The following is an 18,725-nucleotide window of genomic DNA, read 5'->3' on the forward strand; positions in this document are numbered from 1 at the left end:
TGCGCGAGTCCCTTAGGCTCCGCCATATCCACTCCCGACGTGCCGGACACCCAGATCGTCTTCCTACTCTCCATGCCGCGTGCGGGGTCGACCCTGCTGCAGCGCCTTCTGATGGGCAGCGGGATCTGCAAAACGGTGGGGGAGCCGAGCTTCCTGCTGCGCCTGCTCGGTTTGGGCGGCGAGCCGATCCTGCGGGCCGCGACTTACTCGGAGGCCTTGGTCGAGACGGCGATCGACGACATGCGCAAGGCCTGGGGCGGTTTCGACGCCTGTTGGAAGAAGGGCGTCCACGACCTCGCCGTATCGGTTTACAACGGTCTGGCGGGCGATTTCCCCTACTTCCTCGACAAGACACCGCGCTACAGCCTGATCGCGGACGAACTGGTGGAGGTTTTCCCCGAGGCCAAGTTCATCATCCTCTGGCGGCATCCGATCGCGGTGATGAACTCGATGAGCACGACTTTCCGCGAGGGGCGCTGGGAGCCGCACTCCTTCGATCTCGACCTCTACCACGGCATCGACCAACTGCGGAAGGTCTGCGCGAAGCACGGCGACCGGGTGCACCAGGTGAAGTATGAGGATCTGGCGGCGAATCCCGAAGAGGAGCTCGCGCGGCTGGGGGCCTATCTCGGCATGCCGAATCTGGCCGAGGTCGCGGGCAAGGAGTTGGTGAAGGGCAACGAGGGCAAGCTCGGCGATCCGACAGGGGTGAAGAAGGTACTCGAAGGTTTCCGCGGCCAGCATCTCCGAGTGGGAGGCGGGCATCCGCAACTGGTACCGCGAGCGCTGGGTGAAGGACTACTTCACCGGCGAGCGGGCCGAGTTCTTCCGCGCGATGGGCTACGACATCCCGCAACGGATGAAGGATGGGACGGTGCCGCTGGGTTTGTTAGACGGCATCCGCGACTGGCTGTATGCCTCGCGGGTGATGAACCGGCGGATTTTGCGGCCGCTCGGGTCGAAGCGGAGGATCCGGAAGCAGGCGAAGAAGCGCGGGTATCATGTGATTTTCCGCTGAGGGATTTTTGTAGCGACGGTGAAGTGTGGCAGCAGGCTCTCGCTATTACCCACGTGGTGTGAAGATCGACGCGCCAGCGCCTGGGAGCACGGAGGCACTGCCCCGCTGAAGCGACCGGAGGAGCGTTATACATCGCGAGGGGGGAGTGGAGAACGCCGCTGCTCGGCTGCTCTACGTTTGCGTGTCCACGGCGGCGAGGGACCACTCTGCGGGCCGGGTGGCTCCGCGCTCCCAGGGGAAGAGCCGTCCGGGAAGCATCACTGGAATGTTCTTCTACTTTCCTTTCCCAAGGCCTTCCTTCCACCTCACATCGTCCGCGCCATCCACCATGAGATACCTCTGATAATCTGCCTGTAGCTTGTTGACCCGCCCCTCGACATTCCCGCTGCTGATCTTTTCCCCATACGCGGTTAGATCGGGATTCTTCACCGGCCAGCCCATCATCAGGGAGAGCATGCCTTCTCCGACGTCCTGGGTGAAGTGTTCGAGATCCCGCCAGTGGACGAGGGTCGGCGGCTCTCCTTCCACCGGGCGGACGCGCTCGCGGTTGTAGGGGTGGTAGGAGTAGAAATCCCAGAGTTCCGCGGCGGGGCCGGGGCCTTCTCCGTTCAGGCGCTCGACCATCGCGACCAAGGCGCGGCGCTCGGTTTCGAAGGGCACCGTTGCCTTGCCGATGTCGGCGGCCTTCGCCTGGAGCAGGACGTGATTCGGGTGCATGAACATGACCAGCCGCACGCCTTTTGACCGGCAGTGGCGGATCAGGGCTTCGAGCTTGGCGGCCTTGTCCCGGTTGATGACCGTGCCTGCGTCCGGCTTCGGCGGGAGGGTGGCTTCGTCGATGAAGCGGTTCTTGATGAACTCGATCTGCTTCTTGCCCGGGGCTGCGGCACCGCCCCCGCCGCCATGCGCGGGGCGGTTGCGGAAGCCGTGGTCGTTGTACTCGCCCGGTCGCTTCCCGCGGTTGGAAAGGGTCTCAATCGAGGTCTCCATCGTGGAGATCCCGAAGATGAAGCGCAGTTGGCGGTCGGCCTTTCCCTCCGGGCTCAAGGGGGAGGTCAGGAAGTCCATGAAAGGGCGGGTGTCCAGGGTGTTGGTCAGGTCGCCGGGATCGATGCCGAAGACCAGCAGCTCCGCGGGCTGGCGGGAGAGGAAGTACTCGGCCATCGCCACGTTCTCGTAGAGGAGCGCGCCGGGCATGCCGAGGTTCACAACCCGCTTGTCGCCCCAGCCCGCGGCCTGGGGATCGAGCGAGCTGATCACGCGGGAGGAGCCGAAGATGGCGGCCTGCCAGTCCTTGCGGGCGAGGACCAGCCCGGCCTTGCCGCTGCGGGTATTCGCCGAGATGTCGCGGTAGGGATCGATTTCGCGGCTGGCCCAGGGCGCGCCGGTCACGCGCAGCGGATCGACCCAGGTATTGAGCGCGGCGGCGATCAGCGCGGTGGCGAGCATCACCGCAAGCAGAAAGGCGACGTAGCGCCGCGGCTGGCGGGAGGCCTTCATTTCGCGGCCTTCTCCTTGTTGAGACCGAAGAGTCCGCGCAACCAGCGCTTGAAGGCCTTCTTCCGGTAGCGAGCGACCTCGCCGAGCATGTGGTTGGCATAGAGCCGGTTCACTGCGGGGGACTCGGCGGTGGGCGGATACTTGAGCGGGAAGTTCAGGCGGCCGGTCTTGGCGCGGGCGACGAAGCTCGTCGAATCCGTGGTGTGGGTCGCGTCATCGCCGAAGCCGAGATTCGAGATCTGGTTCACGGCGGGAGAGATGCAGAGGCCGCGGCGCTTCATCACGGCATACTGCCATTGGTAGTCCCAGACGTCGTGGTGGTGGTGCTCGAGGGTGGAGACGACGCGGTCGCGATGGGCCTCGCGCCGCAGGCTCTCCACGCCAGCGACGTTGAAGGTCTCCGCGGTCGCCTCTCGGATGCCGGTCGCCTCGTAGTCGAAGTGCTGCCAGGCCCGGGCCCATGAGGCCCAGCCCCAGGCCTGCGCGTAGCGGGCGAAGCCGAAACTATGGCCATCGTAGATCCGCTCCGGGTGGGCGGGCGCGAAGTTGTTGCCATTGATGTGCATCACCGCGGGGTCGTCCGCGTAGTGGGCGAGCATCTCCGCGCAGAAGGGGAAGAAGGTCGCCTCCGGCAGACAGTCATCTTCCAAGATGATTCCGGCTTTCTCGTGCGAGAAGAACCAGGTGATCGCATTGCTCGGTCCGCGGCCGCAGCCTTGGTTGCACTCCGAGAAGCGGGTTTTCAGCTCGCAAGGCCAATCGACCTTTTCAGCGAGGGCGCGGCAGCGGGCGGTGAGATCGAGATCCGGCGGGCGGGAATCCCGCGCGCCATCGACCGCGAGATAAAGCCGGGCGGGCCGGGCCTGCCGCACCCTCTCGAAAACCTGCTCCGCCAAATCGGGGCGATTGAAGAGGATCATCAGCACCGGTGGGCACGGCTCTCCCACAGGCATTCCAGCCGCCGCGGGGATCGTGTTGTCCGGCACCATTCGGGAAAGCCCCTTGGAATCCCGCATTCCGGATGAGTGCAACGAAATTCTCCCGGCAGGGGCGCGGGAGGTCGGGTTCCACGGGTTTGAAGACGCTCCCCTCAGGACTTCTTCGAGCGGCTGACCGTCTGGCGGACCCGCTGGGTTTGAAGGGTCGGGCCATCGTCGTTCCGCTTGGGCCGGGCTCCCAAGACGGCGGGCGTCGCGAGGCGGTTGAGAATGTCATTCCGCACAGCCGGATTGCAGGACATCAGCGCGTGGATCGGGCAGGAGACGGTGACATTCTCCGCGCGGGCCCAATTGCAATTGCGGGAGGGCACGATCATCAGGTCCGAGCAGGTCCGGTAGGTGACCGCGGGGATCGATCCGAGCTTGTCCTCGGTGGCGCCCAGTTGTGCCAGAAACTCGCTGCCGGGGCGCATCTGGTGGGCTCCTTCGCCATACCACATCCAGGCCATCTTGGTGCCGTAGTGGGGGGTGGCGACCGTGAAAATCCCGTCGCAGCGGCTGGCCCCGCCCATTTCCTGCAGGTAGTGGCGGCCAATCAAGCCGCCCATGCTGAAGCCGATGAGGACGAATTTCTCGTTGGGCTTCCACTTGGCCTCGACCGCATTCTTGAGCTGCTCCGCCAGCGCGGGGAGGCCGTCGCGGGCATCCGCGGGTTTCAGGGAGGGGCAAATGCACTCGACCCCGCGGGCCTCGAGTTCCCGGCGCAGGTGGCCGAAGCAGCGCCACTCGTTCTGGAAAATCCCGTGGACCATGACCACCCGGCGGACCGGGAGCGGCTGGGCCAGCGTGTCCGCGCCAAGGGCGGATGCGGCAAGCGACAGGGCAGCGGCCAGGCAGGCCAAGGCTTTCTTCATCGGGCGCAGGAAAGCAGATAATCGACCAACCGCAATCTAACTAACGTTCCGCTCAGCCCGGCGGCCAACCCAACTGCCGCCCGGCGAGGATGTGGATGTGGAGATGGGGAACGGTTTCGCCACCATCGGGGCCATTGTTGACCACGATCCGGAATCCCGCATCTGCGAAGCCTTGATCGCGCGCCACCTTGGCCGCGGTGACCAAGAGATGCCCGATCAAGGGCTCGTCCTCCACCACGGTCTCGGCGATGCGCGGAATCGGTCGGCGGGGGACGAGAATCAGATGGATGGGTGCCTGCGGCGTGATGTCGCGGAAGCAGACGCACAGCTCGTCTTCATGGACGATGTCCCCGGGGATCTCGCGGTCGCAGATTTTCTCAAAGAGGGTTTTGGACATGCCGGAGGCTAGCGAGCGGCGGGAGAGGCTGGCACGCAGGAAATTCGTGTCCCTCACTCCGCGTCTGCCTCAAGGATCGCCTTCTTGTCCCCGGCGATGAGGAACACGATCTCGCCCTTCGGGCCGTGGATCTTGAAGTGGGCGGCCAGTTCCGCGGCGGTGCCGCGGTGGTAGGTCTCGAACTTCTTGGTCAGCTCCCGCGCCACGCAGCAGGGCGCGGAGGGGTACTTCTCCGCCAGCAATTCGAGGGTCGAGAGCAGGCGGTGCGGGGATTCGAAGAAAATGCTGGTGCCTTCGGTGACCAGGGAATCTTCCATCACCGCCAGGCGCTTGCCCTTCTTCAGCGGCAGGAAGCCAAGGAAGCGGAAGGCGTGCACCGGGAAGCCGGAGCCGACCAGGGCGGTCAGCACCGCGGAGGGGCCGGGCAGGACCTCGCAGGGGATGCCGTGCTCGATGCAGGCCTGCACGACCCGGTAGCCGGGATCGGAGACCGCGGGCATTCCGGCATCCGTCACTACGGCGATGGTCTCGCCAGCGCGCGCGGCATCTAACAGCTCCGGCAGGCGCCGTACTTCGTTGTGGTCGTGCAGCGAGACCAGCGGCTTGCCGGTGATGCCGAGCTTCGACAGCAGCGGCGCGGAGTGGCGGGTGTCCTCGCAGGCGATGCGGTGCGCTTCCTTGAGCACCTCGATCGCCCGCAGGGTGATGTCACCCATATTGCCGATCGGGGTGGGGACCAGGACGAAGCGGCCGGAGATGGGGGTGTCTGCCATCCTGATGGAGCTCGGGAAACCATGGGGCGGACTGAAGTCCGCGCTCCCGGGTGTGTTAGAAGCCGTTGGCGATCCGCGAGACCAGGCTGCTGCTGGCGCGTTCGAGTGCGTCGGGCAGGGCGTTGTTGCGCGAGGTCTGGAGGTTGGAATCGACGAAGAAGCGGCTGCTGCCGGTGGAGAGGCCGGAGGCGAGTACCTTGGTGCGGTCCCGCGCGTCGGTCAGCTTCCACGTCAGGGTCACGGTGTTCTGCAACTCGTCCGGGCGCAGGGTGTCGAGGCGGGTCGAGCGCAGCGCCATGTAGTCGATGGTGTGGACGGTGCCTTCCAGCACCGCGTCCGCCTTGTCGAAGTTGGTGATGCGGTAGGTGCCGTCGAGCACGATGGCATCGGTGGCGGCGCTGGTGGCGAGGGCCTCGGCGCGGGGGTGGAGCGTGTCGTTGTGGAACATCGGCACGCTGATGTTCTTCACGTCGCGCAGGACGGCGGGCTTGGCACCGCCGAGCTGGTAGCCGGTGCAGGAACTCGCGGCGAGAGCGGCGAAGGGCAGGAGCAGGGCGAGGCGCATGGTCGTGAAGTGGAAGGCAGGGTAGGGGATCAGTGGCCGAGCGCGGCCAGACGGGCCTTCGCCTTGTCGTGGGTGGAGCCGGACTTGGCCTGGCGGATCACTTCCTCGTAGTAGAACTTGGCCGAGCCGATGTCGCCCTTGCGCTCGTAGAACTGGGCGATCTCGAAGGAGCGCTCGATGTCCTGGCCGCCGATGTTGGAGATCAGCTTGCGGGCCTCGCCGACGCGGTGGTGGCCGGGATACTGGCGGATGTAGTCCTGCAGCGCGACCTTGGCGCGGTCGAGATTGGCCTGGTCCTGGTTGCCGCGCTTGGACTCATCGAGGAGGATCTTGCCGATGCGGAACTGGGCTTCCGGGGCTTCCTTGCTGTCGGGATATTCGATCACCAGTTCGCGGTAGGCGGCGGTGGCCTTGAGGGCGCCGGCGGAATTGCCCTGGCTTTCCCAAACCTCGCCGATGGTGAACTGCGCCTTGGACGCGGTGGGCGAGCGCGGTGCATTGCCGCGAACCTTGGTCAGCATGTCGGCGATCTTCTCGTTCGAGATCGAAGCCTTGAGGCCGAGGAAGCTGGTCTTCACGTGGCCATCGGCCGCGGACTGGGCCATGGCGGCCTGGCGGTTGAGCGCCTTCTCGTAGAGGTTGCTGTTGTTGTAGCGGGAGAGAAAATCCTGATAGGCCTCGAAGGATTTCTGGATCTCGCCTTCCTGCTCCAGCAGCTCGCCCTGGCGGAAGCGGGACTCCGCCGCGTGGACGGAAGTCGGCATGGTGTCGGCCAGCTTGTCGTAGAGCTTGATCGCCTTGGAGCGCTTGCCGTCCTTGTCGGCGGCCTGCGCCTCGCTGTAGAGCGAGCCCGCGAGTTCGGGATTGCGGGCCTGGCTGTTCATCAGCGGCGGCGCGTCCTTGTCTTTTCCGCAGGAGGCGAGGAGTGCCGCGAGGGCAGGGAGGACGATGAGCCGGAATCGCATGAGCGGAAAATAGGGAGGCAGATCAGGTGGCGGAAAGCCAAATTCACGCGGACAGGGTGGTCAGGCACCGCCCAGCTCCGCCGAACGGCGGGCGGCGGCATGGACGGCTTCGATGAAAGCGGAGCGCATCCCGTGCTTTTCCAACTCCGCCAGACCGGCGATGGTGGTGCCGCCCGGGGAGGCGACCATGTCCTTGAGGGCCCCCGGGTGAATGCCGGTTTCCAGCACCATGGCGGCGGCTCCGAGGACGGTCTGGGCGGCCAGCTTGAGCGCTTCGGCCCGGGGTAGGCCGGAAAGCACGCCGCCGTCCGCCATCGCCTCGATCATCACATAGACGAAGGCCGGGCCGCTGCCGGAGAGGCCGGTGACAGCGTCCATGAGGGATTCCGGAAGTTCCACGGCCAGGCCGACCGAGCCGAGCAAGAGGCGGGCGGCCTCGGCGTCGGTCGAGTTCGCGGCCTTGCCGAGACAGAAAGCCGCGGCTCCCTTGCCGACCAGCGCGGGGGTGTTCGGCATGCAGCGGACGACGCGGACGCCGGGGTGGACGCGGGCCTCCAGCCAGGCGGTGGTCAGGCCGGCCGCCACCGAGATCACCCGGAAATTCCCTTCCGGCAGCCAGCCCAAGGCGGCTTCGGCATGCTGGGGCTTGGTGCAGAGCAGGTAGGTGTCCGCATCCATCGCGCCGATGGTATCGACGACGTGGGCACCGGTAGCCGCGGCGAAGGCGCGGGCGGCTTCCGGCTGGGGATCGCAGCCGGTCACCTGATCGGCGGCCAGCGCCCCCGAGCGGATCGCCCCTTCTACCAAGGCGCTGCCCATTTTCCCGCAACCGATCACGCCGAGCTTCATGTGGCGGCAGATTAGGAGCGCCGGGCGAGTTTGCGCGAGCGAGATTTCGAGCCGGATGGCAGGGAGCAGTCATTTTACTTGAGACCGCGGCGGCGGGGGACATCGTTCCGCGCATGAAATACCACCTCGTGGCGCTCTTCGCCTCGCTCGGTCTGGCCACGGCGGCGGACAAACCGGGGCAGGCCCCGAAACCGTCGGCGGACGCGAAGCCGGGTCCTGCTGCCAAGCCGGTCGCCAAGCCGGAGGCTGCCCCGATTCCGGTCCCAGGTGTGGACGCGGTAATTTCCCCACGGCTCAAAAACCTGCCGGAACCGACGCCGGAGCCGATCGCGAGGGGCTTCGTGATCGCGGTGACAGCCAGCGACCCGCGGGCCCAGAAGCACGTGCTGGACGGGATCGCAAACCTGCACGGCGGCTGGGATTTCGAGGCCTACCGGCACTTCTGCGCGGCACTGCAAATCGACCCGGAGTGCCTGATGGCGCACTGGGGCGTGGTGGTCGCGCTGATCGACCCGGAGCCGGACCTGGTGCCGATGCGCACGGCGGCGCTGCAGCGGATGGTGGATTTGGTCAGTCGCGGTGAGGCGCAGGTCGAAGCCGAGAGAAACGGCGAGAAGAAGGAAGTGACCAAGGAGATCGGCACCGAGTTGGAGCGCTCCTATGCCTACGCGATTGCCGTCTTCTTCGACAAAGGGGCCGCGGCGGCTGCCGACGCCTTCCGCAAGATCGCCGAGAAATTCCCGAACGATCCCCAACTCAAGGTGCTGCAAGCGGCCTTCGGGCGCGGTGGCTATGACGACGAGGGCCAAGCGACTCCCGACCAGGTGAAGGCGGAGACCATCCTTGAGGAGCTTCTCGCCAAGGATCCGGACCATCCGCTGCTGCTACGTGCCTTCCTGGCGATCCGCGCGGAGGCCCCGGACCTGCGGGGCGATCTGGCGCGCGCCCAGCGTCTCTGCCAAGTGGCTCCGGGCTATGCACCTTTCCTGCACCTGCTGGGGCACTACGAACTTAGGAATGGCAATATTCCCCAAGCGATCGAGGCTTTCTCGCAAGCGGGGGAGGCCTATCGCCAATGGATGAAGGCGACCGGGGTGACCCACTCGGATTGCCCCGGCTGGGTGAAGTCGGAATGCTACCGCGCCGCGGCGCTGGCGACCAAGGGCGACTACGCCAACGCGCTGGCCGTGGCCAAGGCAGTGGCGGCGATCGAGGTCCCGCCGGAAGAAGCCCGCCGCGAGGGCGCGCAACTCCTGCTCTGGGAAGGCCGCACACTCGCCACCCGCCTGCTGATGCGGCGCAACTTGCCGGGCGACACGGCGCTCGCCATCGCCGCGCTGCCGAAGCCCGATGCGCAGAAAATTTACGAAAAGCGCACGCACTCGATCTGGTTCTATCAAGGCCTCGCCTTCGCTCTCGAAGCGCGCAAGAAAATCGACGAAGGGAAGCTCGACGAAGCCCGGCAGATTTCTTCCGCGATGACCCTGCACGGCCAGCGGATGTCGGAAAATCGCGATGCCGTGGCGGTAGCGGGCGAGCGCTCGGCTTGGATGCGGGCCTTCAAGGCGCTGGACATCACAGCCAGCGAGTTGCTGGGGATGATCGCGATGGCCGGGAAGAAGGAGGACATCGGCTCCGCCTTCAACTGGTTCCGCGCCGCCCTCGACCACCAGACTCCGGCGTCGATGCTGATGCCGCCGACGATCCTGCTGCCGATGCAGGCGCGGCTGGGGGAATATTACATGGCGAAGGGTGATGCGAATGCCGCCGTGGACATCCTGATCGAGGGCCAAGGCCGCTATACCAATGACGTGGAAATCCTGAGCCGCCTGCAGAAGGCGCTGGCGAAGGCCGGGCACAAGGAGCAGGCGGACGAGATCGGCGCGGATCTGGAGAAGGTGAAGTCGGAGTAAGGGGAGGCCCGGGAGCGCGGACTTCAGTCCGCCCGGATGGTCCTGCGAACTTTGGTAGCAGGGGCTGGCGCCCGGGCTTATGGGGCGGATTAAAGTCCGCGCTCCCGGGGCTGCACACACGCGGCGTGCTTGCACTGCCCCCGCGGCGGCGCGAGCATGGCTGCATGAACCGCAGATCCTTTCTCGTTTCCTCGGCCGGCACTCTCGTCCTCGCTCCTTCCGGCAGCCTGCTGGCGGCGTTGGCGAAGGACAACAGCTACCGCGCGAACATCGGGATTCAGCTCTATACCCTGCGCGATGCCCTGAAGAATGACGCCGCGGGCACGCTGAAGAAGGTCGCGGAGGCCGGCTACAAGCAGGTCGAGCTCTTCGGCTTCCCGAATTGCCAGCCTCTGATCGACGGCGCGAAGGCCGCGGGTTTGGCGATCAATTCGGCGCACTTCGAATGGGACAGCGTGATCAACCCGAAGGACGATGCGATGTCGGACTTTAAGAAGATCATCGACCGCGCCAAGGAACTCGGCCTGAGCCAACTGGTGATCCCTTATCTCCAGGATAATGTCCGCAAGACCCTGGACGACTATAAGAAGATCGCCGTCAATGCCAACAAGGCCGCGGCCCTGACCAAGGCCGCCGGCATCCAGCTCTCCTACCACAATCACGCCTTCGAATTCCAGCCGAAGGAAGGCGGCAAGACCGGCTACGACGTCTTCATGGCGGACTTCTCCGCGGACATGAAGTTCGAGGTGGATGTCTTCTGGATCAAGGTTGGCGGCCACGATCCCGCCGAACTCATCACGAAGCTCTCCGGCCGGGTCTCGCAGCTCCACCTGAAGGACCTCAAGGACGGCCTCAAGCTGCCCGAATACGGCACTATCCCGCAGGATGCCTTCAAGGAACTCGGCAACGGCATCATCCCGATGGAGCCGATCATCGAAGCCGCCGCGAAGGCCGGCGTGAAGCATTGCCACGTCGAGCAGGACTTCTCCCCGCACCCGCTGGAGAGCATCAAGGAGAGCGTGGAGTATTTGGCGAAGCTGTGAGGCCCTGGGAGCGCGGACTTCAGTCCGCCCCATCGGTCAAGCAAAGGCCGGCAAAGCCAAAGCAGCAGGTAAGTTTCAAGGTCCATCGGAAAGGGAATTTTGGACCCATGGGCGGAGTGAAGTCCGCGCTCCCCGGGGCCGCCATGGCGAAGTTCCCTAACTTGGCGTCATTCGCGCCCAGGTGGGCCTCATTCCCTACCTATGGGAAATGGTAGTTAAGAAATGCCGCAGAATCTGCGCATACTGTGGGTGACCGGGTAGCCATGAGGTGCCGCCCGGGAAACCGCCTTCATGCCTGCTGCCCTTCGTGTGAAATCCGCTCCGGTATCCGGACGGGCCATTTCGCACGCGATCCACGCTCCATTTGCCAAATGAATCCCTTGCGCTCCTTGCGTTCACCGGCCTGCGCCGTAGCCCTGTCCTTGTTTGCCTGTTCTCTCCAAGCCGGGGCGGAGGTGCCCAATTGGATCTGGATCGCACCGAAGGCTTTCGACAACCAGGTGGTCTATTTCCGCAAGGACTTCGATGCGAAGGCGGGCCAGAAGACGACCGTCGCCGCGACCTGCGACAACGAGATGGTCATCTACGTGAATGGCAAGAAGGTCGCGGCAAGTGTCAACTGGGAGACGCCCAGGCTGGTCGATATCACGTCGCATCTGGTGAACGGGAAGAATCTGCTGGCCGTCCAGTCCCGCAACCAGGGCGAAGGCAGCGCCGGCTTCATCGGCAAGATTGTGGTGACTGATGGCGGGGCGAAGCGGGAGATCGTCACCGATACCTCGTGGAAGGTTTCCGGAGCCGAGGTGACCAATTGGCAAAAGCCCGTGCGCCTGAACGGACCCGCTTGGGCCTCGGCGCAGGTCGTGGCGGCGGCGGGAGCAGGTGCGTGGGCCGGCACCATCAAGGCCGACACGCTCGACCGTGCCGTCGCGCTCAAGGAGCCCGAGGCCACGCCGGTCGCCGCGATCAAGGTCAAGGAAGGCTTCAAGGTCGAACTGCTCTACAGCGTGCCGATGGCCGAGCAGGGGTCGTGGGTGGCGATGTGCTTCGACGACAAGGGCCGGATCATCGCGAGCGACCAGTACGGGAAGCTCTATCGCATCACGCCTTCCGCCATCGGCGCACCGGCCACCACCACCAAGGTCGAGCCAATCCCGGTGGATATCGGCGAAGCGCAGGGCCTCACCTATGCCTTCGGCGCGCTCTACGTGGTCACGAATTCCGACAAGTTTGCGCGCGGTCTCTACCGGGTGACCGACCGCGACCGGGACGACACCTTCGACAAGGTCGAGTTCCTGCGCGCCTTCGATAACCAAGGCGGCGAGCACGGCCCGCATGCCGTCATGCCGGGGCCGGACGGGAAGTCGCTCTACGTCATCGTGGGTAATCAGACCCCGATCACCGACATGTCGGACAGCCTGGTGCCGCGGCACTGGGGCGAGGACAACCTGCTGCCGGCGATGACCGGACACGGCTTCATGGCCGGCGTGAAGGCACCGGGCGGCTGGGTCGCCAAGACCGATCCGGATGGCAAGAACTGGGAGCTGGTGACCAGCGGTTTCCGGAATCAATACGACGCGGCCTTCAACAAGGACGGCTCGCTCTTCACCTTCGATGCCGACATGGAGTGGGACTTCAGCCTGCCATGGTATCGCCCGACCCGCGTCTGCGAGGTGATCCCCGGCGGTGAATACGGCTGGCGGGCGATCTCGAAGAAGTGGCCGGTGCGTTGGGAAGACGGCCTGCCGCCGGTGGTGGACATCGGCCCGGGCTCGCCGACCGGCGTCAGCTTCGGCTACGGCGCGAAGTTCCCGCAGAAGTATCAGGATGCCTTCTACATCTCGGACTGGAGTTACGGGAAAATGTATGCCGTGCACCTGAAGCCGGATGGCGCGGGCTACGCGGCGGATTTCGAGGAGTTCATCTCCGCCAGTCCTTTGCCGGTCACCGACCTCGCCATCAACCCGAAGGACGGCGCGATGTATTTCATGATCGGCGGACGTCGCGTCCAGGGTGGTCTCTATCGTGTGACCGCTATCGCCGGGAAGACTCCGGGCCCGATCGCTGCCAAACCGCCGCTGCTCGACCTCCGGCGCAAGCTTGAGGCTTTCCATGGCAAGAAGGATCCGAAGGCGGTGGACTTCGCCTGGCCCTATCTCGGGCATGAGGACCGCTTGATCCGCTTCGCCGCGCGCATCGCGATCGAGCATCAGCCGCTCTCGACTTGGAAGGACAAGGCTCTGGAAGAAAAAAACCCGCGTGCCTCGCTGCTCGCGCTGATGGCGCTGGTCCGCAGCGCGGAGGGTAACAAGAGCCTGCTCCAACCGGTGCTGGTCGCGCTCGACAAGATCGATTTCTCCAAGCTCTCCGACGACGAGAAGGTGACCTATGTCCGCGATTATCAGCTCGCCTTCAGCCGCCTTGGCGGTCCGGAGGGGGCCACCCGCGAGGCGGTCGCCACCAAGCTGAGCGCGCTCTTTCCGACGAAGGAGCCGATGCTCGACGTCGATCTCTGCGAGGTGCTGGCTTATCTCGGCGATACCGCCTTCCTGCCGAAAGCGGTCGCGATTCTGGAAACCGCGCCGACGCAAGAGGAGCAGATCTCCTACGCCAAGAACTTGCGCTTCGTGAAGAACGGCTGGACCCCGGAACTGCGCGAGCGCTTCTTCAAGTGGATCGTCCTGCGCGCGCCCACCTACAAGGGTGGTGCGGGCTTCGGAGCCTTCATGAACGAGATTAAGCGCGACGCTTTGAGCACGCTGAACGCAGCCGAAAAGAGCGCACTGCAGCCGGTGCTCGACATGAAGCCCGATCTCAAAACCCCGCAATTCAACTACACCGCGCGGGATCTGGTGAAGAACTGGACCGTGGCCGATGTCGATCCCGTGCTTGCCGTCGGCCTTGAGGGCGGGCGCAATTACGAGAACGGTCGCAATCTCTTCGGCGGGACTGCCTGCTTCGCCTGCCACCGCTTCGGCAGCGAGGGCGGCGCGATCGGTCCGGACCTCAGCAGCGTGGCCGGCAAGTACAGCCCGCGCGACCTGCTGACCCACATCATCGAGCCGAGCAAGGAAATCAGCGATCAGTACGGGCAGGTGGAAGTGACCATGATCGACGGCAGCAAGAAGTATGGCCGCGTGATGAACCTCTCGGGGGATGACCTCATGTTCAACGTGAACATGATGGATCCGAACGCGATCGAGCAGATCGACCGCAAGAAGATCAAGTCGATGGAGCAGAGCAAGACCAGCATGATGCCGCCCGGCCTGCTGAACACCTGCACCGACAAGGACATCCTCGACCTGCTGGCCTACCTGCTGAGCAAGGGGAACAAGAACGATCCGTTGTTCAAGTAAAGATACGGGAATGGCACCGCCAAAGGCAGGGACCTTTCTCCGAAGGGGCCGGCCGATGGCGGCACCGATTACCTATCGGGCGAAACGAGCTTGGCGGGTCCTTCTCCCCGTCGGCCTGCTCGGAGAGCCTTCCCTGCCTTCTCACCGCTTCCCCAAAATCTGCACCAGCCGGATCAGGTCGTCCTCGGAGATGTCCACGAAGGAATCGAGGCTGCGGACCGCGCTGACGACCTCCTCGTGGGTGGGTGCCGAGGGCTCTGTTAGGCTCCTTGGCGGGCGGTTGAGGGCGGCCGGGTAGCGGCGCCAGGCGAAGAAGGCGTTGAAGGCGGCGGCGCTGGCGACCATAAGCCCGGCATTCGCGAGGACGGGGAGCGCGATGAACTTGTAGCCGAGCGCATGCACGGCGTGCCCGCCGAGGACGGCGGTGAGTGCGGTGGCCCCGCCGGGCGGGTGGATGCACTTGAACTGGTGCATCGCACCGATCGAGAGCGCAACGGCCGTGGCCCCGGCGAGTTCGGGGGAGGGGATCCAGCGGGCGCAGCAGACGCCGATCAGGGCGCACAAGCCATGCCCGGCCAGCACTGGCCATGGCTGGGAGAGCTGGCCGTGGGGCACCGCGAAGAGCAGGACGGCGCTGGCACCCATCGAGGCGATGACGGCGGATGCTTGCTCGCGGAAACCGCCGGCGAGCGTGAGTAGCAGCCAGATCGAGAAGAAGCCGCCGAGGATAGAGACGAGCTTCTCGGTGGTGCTGACCTCGCTGAGTTCGATGCCCCACCACGCGCGCCAGGAGAGGCGGCTGTCCATGTCGGGGGTGCTATGACGGATTGCCGTGTTCTCAGGAGGCATCGGTGGCGGGAGTCAGGGAGGTCGCGGGCAGGCGGTCCATATCCTGGCGATGTCGCCGGGCTTCGAGGATCGAGCGTCTTGTCAGCAGGCCGACGAGCTTGGGCGAGGCCGAGCGATCGACGACCGGTAGGCGGCCGATTCCATGCAGGATCATGCGGTCCACGGCGTCCGAAAGGAAATCGTCCGCGTGGATCGTCACCGGGCGCAGCACGCCGGCCTCGAGCAGCGTCGCGTGCGGCCGGGCCTCCAAGCTTGCGAAGAGGTCCGCGCGGGAAATCACGGCGAGCAGGGTGCCATCCGCTGCGGCCACCGGCACCAACCGGACATCGTGCCACGGGGAGCCGGGCGTGCCGAGACGGTCGGCGAGATCGGCGATGGTTTCCTCTGGCCCGGCGACCAGCGGGCGGGTCTCCATCACGGTACCGACGCGGAGCGAGTGGAGGAAATCCGGTTCGTAGTCGCTGGGGATGCGCAGGCCGCGGCGGGCAAGCTTCTCGGTCATGATCGTCTCTTTCATCAGCATGCGCGAGACCAGCACCGCAGCCCCGCAGCCGAGCAGCAGGGCGCCGAACGAGTCGGCCGCATGGGTGGCCTCGTAGGCGAAGGCGACCGAAGCCAGGAAAGCCCGGGATGCTCCGGCGAAGGTGGCGGCCATGCCGATCAAAACCCCCAGCCCGATCGGGAAATCCGCGAGGTAAGGCACGCCGTGCAACATGTGGGCGCACAGGGCACCCGCCGCGCCGCCGACCGTCATGAGAGGCGCGAGCGTGCCGCCGGAGGTGCCGCTGCCGAGCGCGATCCACCAGGAGAGGAACTTCAGCACCGCCAGCGCCGCGATCGTTTTCACCGCGAGGTGACCGTCGAGCAACACCCGCAAGTTGTCGTAGCCCACGCCCATGGTCCGCGGCTCGATCCAGCCGATGGCACCCACGGCAATCCCGCCGATGGCCGGCCACCACATCCAATGGACGGGCAATTTCTCAAAGCCGTCTTCCAGCGCATACACCGCCTTGGTTACCGCCACCGCCAGCAGGCCGCAGATCGCCCCGATCACCAGGGATCCGCCGGCGATCGGCAGGTCCGGCGTGCGCTCGAAGGCGTAGGGGAACATCGGCAGCGGCTCGTGGAAGAGCGAACGCAGGGCCATCGCCGTGCCGGCGGCGAGAGCGACCGGCAGGAAACTCCGGCCGCGGTATTCGAAAAGCAGCAGTTCCACCGCGAGCAAGACCGCGGCCAAGGGCGTGCCGAAGATCGCGGTCATGCCCGCCGCGGCCCCGGCCGCGAGCAGGATCTTGCGCTGCACCGGGCTGCTGGGCAGCCACTGGCCGACGAGCGAGCCGATCGCTCCGCCGGTGGCAATGATCGGCCCTTCCGCACCGAAGGGTCCGCCGGTGCCGATCGAGATGGCTGCGGAGAGAGGCTTGAGGATCGCCACCCGGGCGGAGATCCGGCTATCGGCGGTGCCGATCGCTTGCATGGCTTCGGGAATCCCGTGGCCGCGGATCGCGGGACTGCCCCAGCGCGCCATCACGCCGATGATCAGGCCACCGATCACCGGCACGGCGATAGCCCATGCGCCCCAGGTTTCGAAGCCCGGGGCGGATTCCGCGGTTGAGAACACGCCATGGAAGGCCAGATTCGTGCAGATCCGGATCAGTTGGATCAGGCCGACGGCGGTGAGCGTGACTGCTGCGGCGATCGCGACGGCAAGAAGCGGGATGCGCGCCCTTTGCCAGGCGGCGGAGATGCGGACTTTCATGAGGTGCGGCGTGAATGGGCGGTCAACTATATCGTAATGCGATGCATTGCAATGGTGATGTCGCCTCTCTCATGAGGGTCGGAATGACCTTATATGAATCTGATCATGAGATTGTTAGGATGGATCAAGGGCCGGGATTCGCGCCCTTGGTGACACTTGAGTCCGACCGGATCAGTCCGAGCTCATGCAATGGATCGGGGCTGAAGCGCGCCCGGGCCGCCCGGCCCATCTGCCCTGAGCGGGCAGGCTGCCGAGATTTCTCTTTCAGCACGGTTGACGAGCTTCGCGGGCTATGTTCAACCTCCGCGCGACGCAAGTTCCGAGGATCGGTGGCTGAGTGGTCGAAAGCACACCTTTGCTAAAGGTGCGTACCCTTTATAAGGTACCGAGGGTTCGAATCCCTCCCGGTCCGGAAGCGTGATTTTCCCATCCGCTGGGTGGCACTTCACGGCTTTTCCACCTTGGCGTCTTGCACCGGCCAATCGCGATGGAGGTCTGGGTTGAATGACTGCACTGCGCCGGTCTCAAGATTGATCGCGAGGATCTGATGGACCGTGTTTTCCCCCTCCTCGGCCATCGGTGAACGCTGGGCCGATGGATCCGGCCCTAACATCAGCGCGTGGCGCTCACCCGGGATCCATGCGCTCATGTTCGAAAGCGGCAGCGCGATACTCCAGACCGGCGTGCCCTTCGGACCCGAAATGCGGGCCAGTTGCAGGCGGCCCTGATCACCGAGCCGGTCACGCGAAAGCACGAACACGCTGTCCGGCTGACGCCTCCACATCGCGGATTGCCCGCTGCTACCGCCGGACCCCTGGGTCAAGAGTCCCGCCATCAGGAATTCAGGGCTTTCCGGCAGAGCCGCCGGGTCCATGTATTGCACGAGCGGTCCCAGGAATTCCTGAACCGTCTTCAACTCCGCACGGTAAAGCTTCTGACGCGCGGGCGTGCTGAAGTCCATCTGGTGGCCGACGAGGTGGTTTTCCTGCAGCGTTGCCAGCTCGGGTTCGGACAGCAGCCCGAGCCATTGGCCGCCGCCTTCGGGCCCTTGCATCGCGAGGCCGCGCACCATGGCATACCAGTCCATGCCATTGCTAATGGACATCGGGGCCATTCCGAGAGCCGGAGCGGATGCCTCCACCGCGCTCGACGATCCGGTCGTAGGCTTAGACTTCACATAAGGCGTGGCCTCGAGCGTGAGCGGATCGATCCGCACCTGTCGTGCATCGTCCAGCCTCACGATCATCCCGCTCTGCGGGATGAACTTCAGCGGCTGCATCGATTCGGGTAGGAAAATCCCCGTGCCGGCGGGCTTCGGCATCAAGCCCGCCAGCGCCGGATTGCGCGCTTCGATCTTCGCGCTGTCCGCGATGATCTCGCCATCGGCCAAGCGGATGCCGACCAACTCGGGGATCCGGGCCCACAGCACTCCCTGCTCCATGCCCATCGCCTTGTGGTCGCCGTTCACCTTGTCCCGTTTGATCCGCCGCCGGGACAGCGGCTGTGCGGTCGCCGCGTCCAGCTCCCACAGGTCGGTATTGAGCCAACTGTCCGTTCTCGTGCTGGAACTGCTGCGACTGCTGCTGCGGCTCACCCGCTTTTCCCACTGCGTCGTCAGGTAATAGAGTCTCCCTCCCGCCGCTTCATCAGTCCGCAGCACCCCTCCGCTGATCTCCGGCGGGCTGAGGAACAACCGCGAACCGAATTTCAGCCACTTCCAGGAGACCACGATGCCGCCGAGCAGGATGAGGAAAAGCAGCGCGGACTTTTTCACGGGTTCCCAAAGACCGGATGGATGATCCGACCTTATCCCATTCATGCCATCCGAAGGCGGCGGTGACAATCCTTCAATCCACCCGGGACTTGCGCGCGGTGCGGTTCGGTGC

The 18,725-nt window shown here is 65.2% G+C and carries 15 protein-coding genes and 1 tRNA gene; 5 read left to right on the forward strand and 11 right to left on the reverse strand.

Annotated elements, in window-relative coordinates:
• The first annotated feature begins 39 nt into the window (after positions 1–39).
• Positions 40–1,080, forward strand: coding sequence for a sulfotransferase (locus ABWK72_RS26560; protein ID WP_367872606.1), 1,041 nt, complete (start codon positions 40–42; stop codon positions 1,078–1,080).
• A 211-nt stretch (positions 1,081–1,291) separates the two neighbouring features.
• Here ABWK72_RS26560 and ABWK72_RS26565 read toward each other — a convergent pair whose 3' ends face one another.
• From ABWK72_RS26565 to proC, 8 genes are all read right to left on the reverse strand, one after another.
• Complete coding sequence (locus ABWK72_RS26565) at positions 1,292–2,518, reverse strand: hypothetical protein (protein WP_367872607.1); 1,227 nt, start codon at positions 2,516–2,518, stop codon at positions 1,292–1,294.
• Positions 2,515–3,438, reverse strand: a complete 924-nt coding sequence (locus ABWK72_RS26570) for a nucleotide-diphospho-sugar transferase (RefSeq protein ID WP_367872608.1) — start codon at positions 3,436–3,438, stop codon at positions 2,515–2,517. Before ABWK72_RS26570 ends, ABWK72_RS26565 begins: the two co-directional genes overlap by 4 nt.
• 170 nt (positions 3,439–3,608) lie before the next feature.
• Positions 3,609–4,370: an esterase/lipase family protein gene (locus tag ABWK72_RS26575; RefSeq protein WP_367872610.1), complete on the reverse strand. Its 762-nt coding sequence runs from the start codon at positions 4,368–4,370 to the stop codon at positions 3,609–3,611.
• A gap of 52 nt (positions 4,371–4,422) precedes the next feature.
• Positions 4,423–4,824: a histidine triad nucleotide-binding protein gene (locus tag ABWK72_RS26580; protein WP_367872611.1), complete on the reverse strand. Its 402-nt coding sequence runs from the start codon at positions 4,822–4,824 to the stop codon at positions 4,423–4,425.
• On the reverse strand, positions 4,821–5,540 hold the full coding sequence (gene rsmI / locus ABWK72_RS26585) for a 16S rRNA (cytidine(1402)-2'-O)-methyltransferase (protein WP_367872613.1): 720 nt from the start codon (positions 5,538–5,540) through the stop codon (positions 4,821–4,823). The genes ABWK72_RS26580 and rsmI overlap by 4 nt, the downstream gene beginning before the upstream one ends.
• Before the next feature lie 55 nt (positions 5,541–5,595).
• Positions 5,596–6,105 (reverse strand): LPS assembly lipoprotein LptE, encoded by a 510-nt coding sequence (gene lptE, locus ABWK72_RS26590; RefSeq protein WP_367872614.1) that lies wholly within the window; start codon positions 6,103–6,105, stop codon positions 5,596–5,598.
• Positions 6,106–6,134: 29 nt separating this feature from the next.
• Complete coding sequence (locus ABWK72_RS26595) at positions 6,135–7,070, reverse strand: tetratricopeptide repeat protein (RefSeq protein WP_367872615.1); 936 nt, start codon at positions 7,068–7,070, stop codon at positions 6,135–6,137.
• Positions 7,071–7,130: 60 nt separating this feature from the next.
• Positions 7,131–7,919: a pyrroline-5-carboxylate reductase gene (proC, locus tag ABWK72_RS26600; RefSeq protein WP_367872617.1), complete on the reverse strand. Its 789-nt coding sequence runs from the start codon at positions 7,917–7,919 to the stop codon at positions 7,131–7,133.
• A 113-nt stretch (positions 7,920–8,032) separates the two neighbouring features.
• Between proC and ABWK72_RS26605 the strand changes: the two genes are divergently transcribed.
• The 3 genes from ABWK72_RS26605 to ABWK72_RS26615 all read left to right on the forward strand — a co-directional run bounded on the left by ABWK72_RS26605 (position 8,033) and on the right by ABWK72_RS26615 (position 14,231).
• Positions 8,033–9,832, forward strand: coding sequence for a hypothetical protein (locus ABWK72_RS26605; RefSeq protein WP_367872618.1), 1,800 nt, complete (start codon positions 8,033–8,035; stop codon positions 9,830–9,832).
• Positions 9,833–9,996: 164 nt separating this feature from the next.
• Positions 9,997–10,875, forward strand: a complete 879-nt coding sequence (locus ABWK72_RS26610; RefSeq protein ID WP_367872619.1) for a sugar phosphate isomerase/epimerase family protein — start codon at positions 9,997–9,999, stop codon at positions 10,873–10,875.
• A gap of 455 nt (positions 10,876–11,330) precedes the next feature.
• A complete protein-coding gene (locus ABWK72_RS26615; RefSeq protein ID WP_367872620.1) occupies positions 11,331–14,231 on the forward strand; it encodes a c-type cytochrome in 2,901 nt (966 codons plus the stop codon).
• Positions 14,232–14,372: 141 nt separating this feature from the next.
• Here ABWK72_RS26615 and ABWK72_RS26620 read toward each other — a convergent pair whose 3' ends face one another.
• Positions 14,373–15,080, reverse strand: a complete 708-nt coding sequence (locus ABWK72_RS26620) for an HPP family protein (protein WP_367872621.1) — start codon at positions 15,078–15,080, stop codon at positions 14,373–14,375.
• Positions 15,070–16,839 (reverse strand): chloride channel protein, encoded by a 1,770-nt coding sequence (locus tag ABWK72_RS26625; RefSeq protein ID WP_367872622.1) that lies wholly within the window; start codon positions 16,837–16,839, stop codon positions 15,070–15,072. Before ABWK72_RS26625 ends, ABWK72_RS26620 begins: the two co-directional genes overlap by 11 nt.
• A 323-nt stretch (positions 16,840–17,162) precedes the next feature.
• Between ABWK72_RS26625 and ABWK72_RS26630 the strand changes: the two genes are divergently transcribed.
• Positions 17,163–17,251 (forward strand) — tRNA-Ser (locus ABWK72_RS26630).
• 33 nt (positions 17,252–17,284) lie between these two features.
• Here ABWK72_RS26630 and ABWK72_RS26635 read toward each other — a convergent pair.
• Positions 17,285–18,613 (reverse strand): PA2928 family protein, encoded by a 1,329-nt coding sequence (locus ABWK72_RS26635; RefSeq protein WP_367872623.1) that lies wholly within the window; start codon positions 18,611–18,613, stop codon positions 17,285–17,287.
• Between the last annotated feature and the right edge of the window lie 112 nt (positions 18,614–18,725).

The sequence above is a fragment of the Luteolibacter sp. Populi genome, from assembly GCF_040801775.1.
Lineage (GTDB): Bacteria > Verrucomicrobiota > Verrucomicrobiia > Verrucomicrobiales > Akkermansiaceae > Haloferula.

What these genes read in the sequence shown, in the direction of transcription:
- ABWK72_RS26605 (WP_367872618.1), top strand. Translation starts at nt 8,033, where the DNA reads ATGAAATACCACCTCGTGGCGCTCTTCGCCTCGCTCGGTCTGGCCACG.
- ABWK72_RS26595 (WP_367872615.1), bottom strand. Translation starts at nt 7,070, where the DNA reads ATGCGATTCCGGCTCATCGTCCTCCCTGCCCTCGCGGCACTCCTCGCC.
- lptE (WP_367872614.1), bottom strand. Translation starts at nt 6,105, where the DNA reads ATGCGCCTCGCCCTGCTCCTGCCCTTCGCCGCTCTCGCCGCGAGTTCC.
- ABWK72_RS26565 (WP_367872607.1), bottom strand. Translation starts at nt 2,518, where the DNA reads ATGAAGGCCTCCCGCCAGCCGCGGCGCTACGTCGCCTTTCTGCTTGCG.
- ABWK72_RS26575 (WP_367872610.1), bottom strand. Translation starts at nt 4,370, where the DNA reads ATGAAGAAAGCCTTGGCCTGCCTGGCCGCTGCCCTGTCGCTTGCCGCA.
- rsmI (WP_367872613.1), bottom strand. Translation starts at nt 5,540, where the DNA reads ATGGCAGACACCCCCATCTCCGGCCGCTTCGTCCTGGTCCCCACCCCG.
- ABWK72_RS26570 (WP_367872608.1), bottom strand. Translation starts at nt 3,438, where the DNA reads ATGATCCTCTTCAATCGCCCCGATTTGGCGGAGCAGGTTTTCGAGAGG.
- ABWK72_RS26625 (WP_367872622.1), bottom strand. Translation starts at nt 16,839, where the DNA reads ATGAAAGTCCGCATCTCCGCCGCCTGGCAAAGGGCGCGCATCCCGCTT.
- ABWK72_RS26610 (WP_367872619.1), top strand. Translation starts at nt 9,997, where the DNA reads ATGAACCGCAGATCCTTTCTCGTTTCCTCGGCCGGCACTCTCGTCCTC.
- proC (WP_367872617.1), bottom strand. Translation starts at nt 7,919, where the DNA reads ATGAAGCTCGGCGTGATCGGTTGCGGGAAAATGGGCAGCGCCTTGGTA.
- ABWK72_RS26620 (WP_367872621.1), bottom strand. Translation starts at nt 15,080, where the DNA reads ATGCCTCCTGAGAACACGGCAATCCGTCATAGCACCCCCGACATGGAC.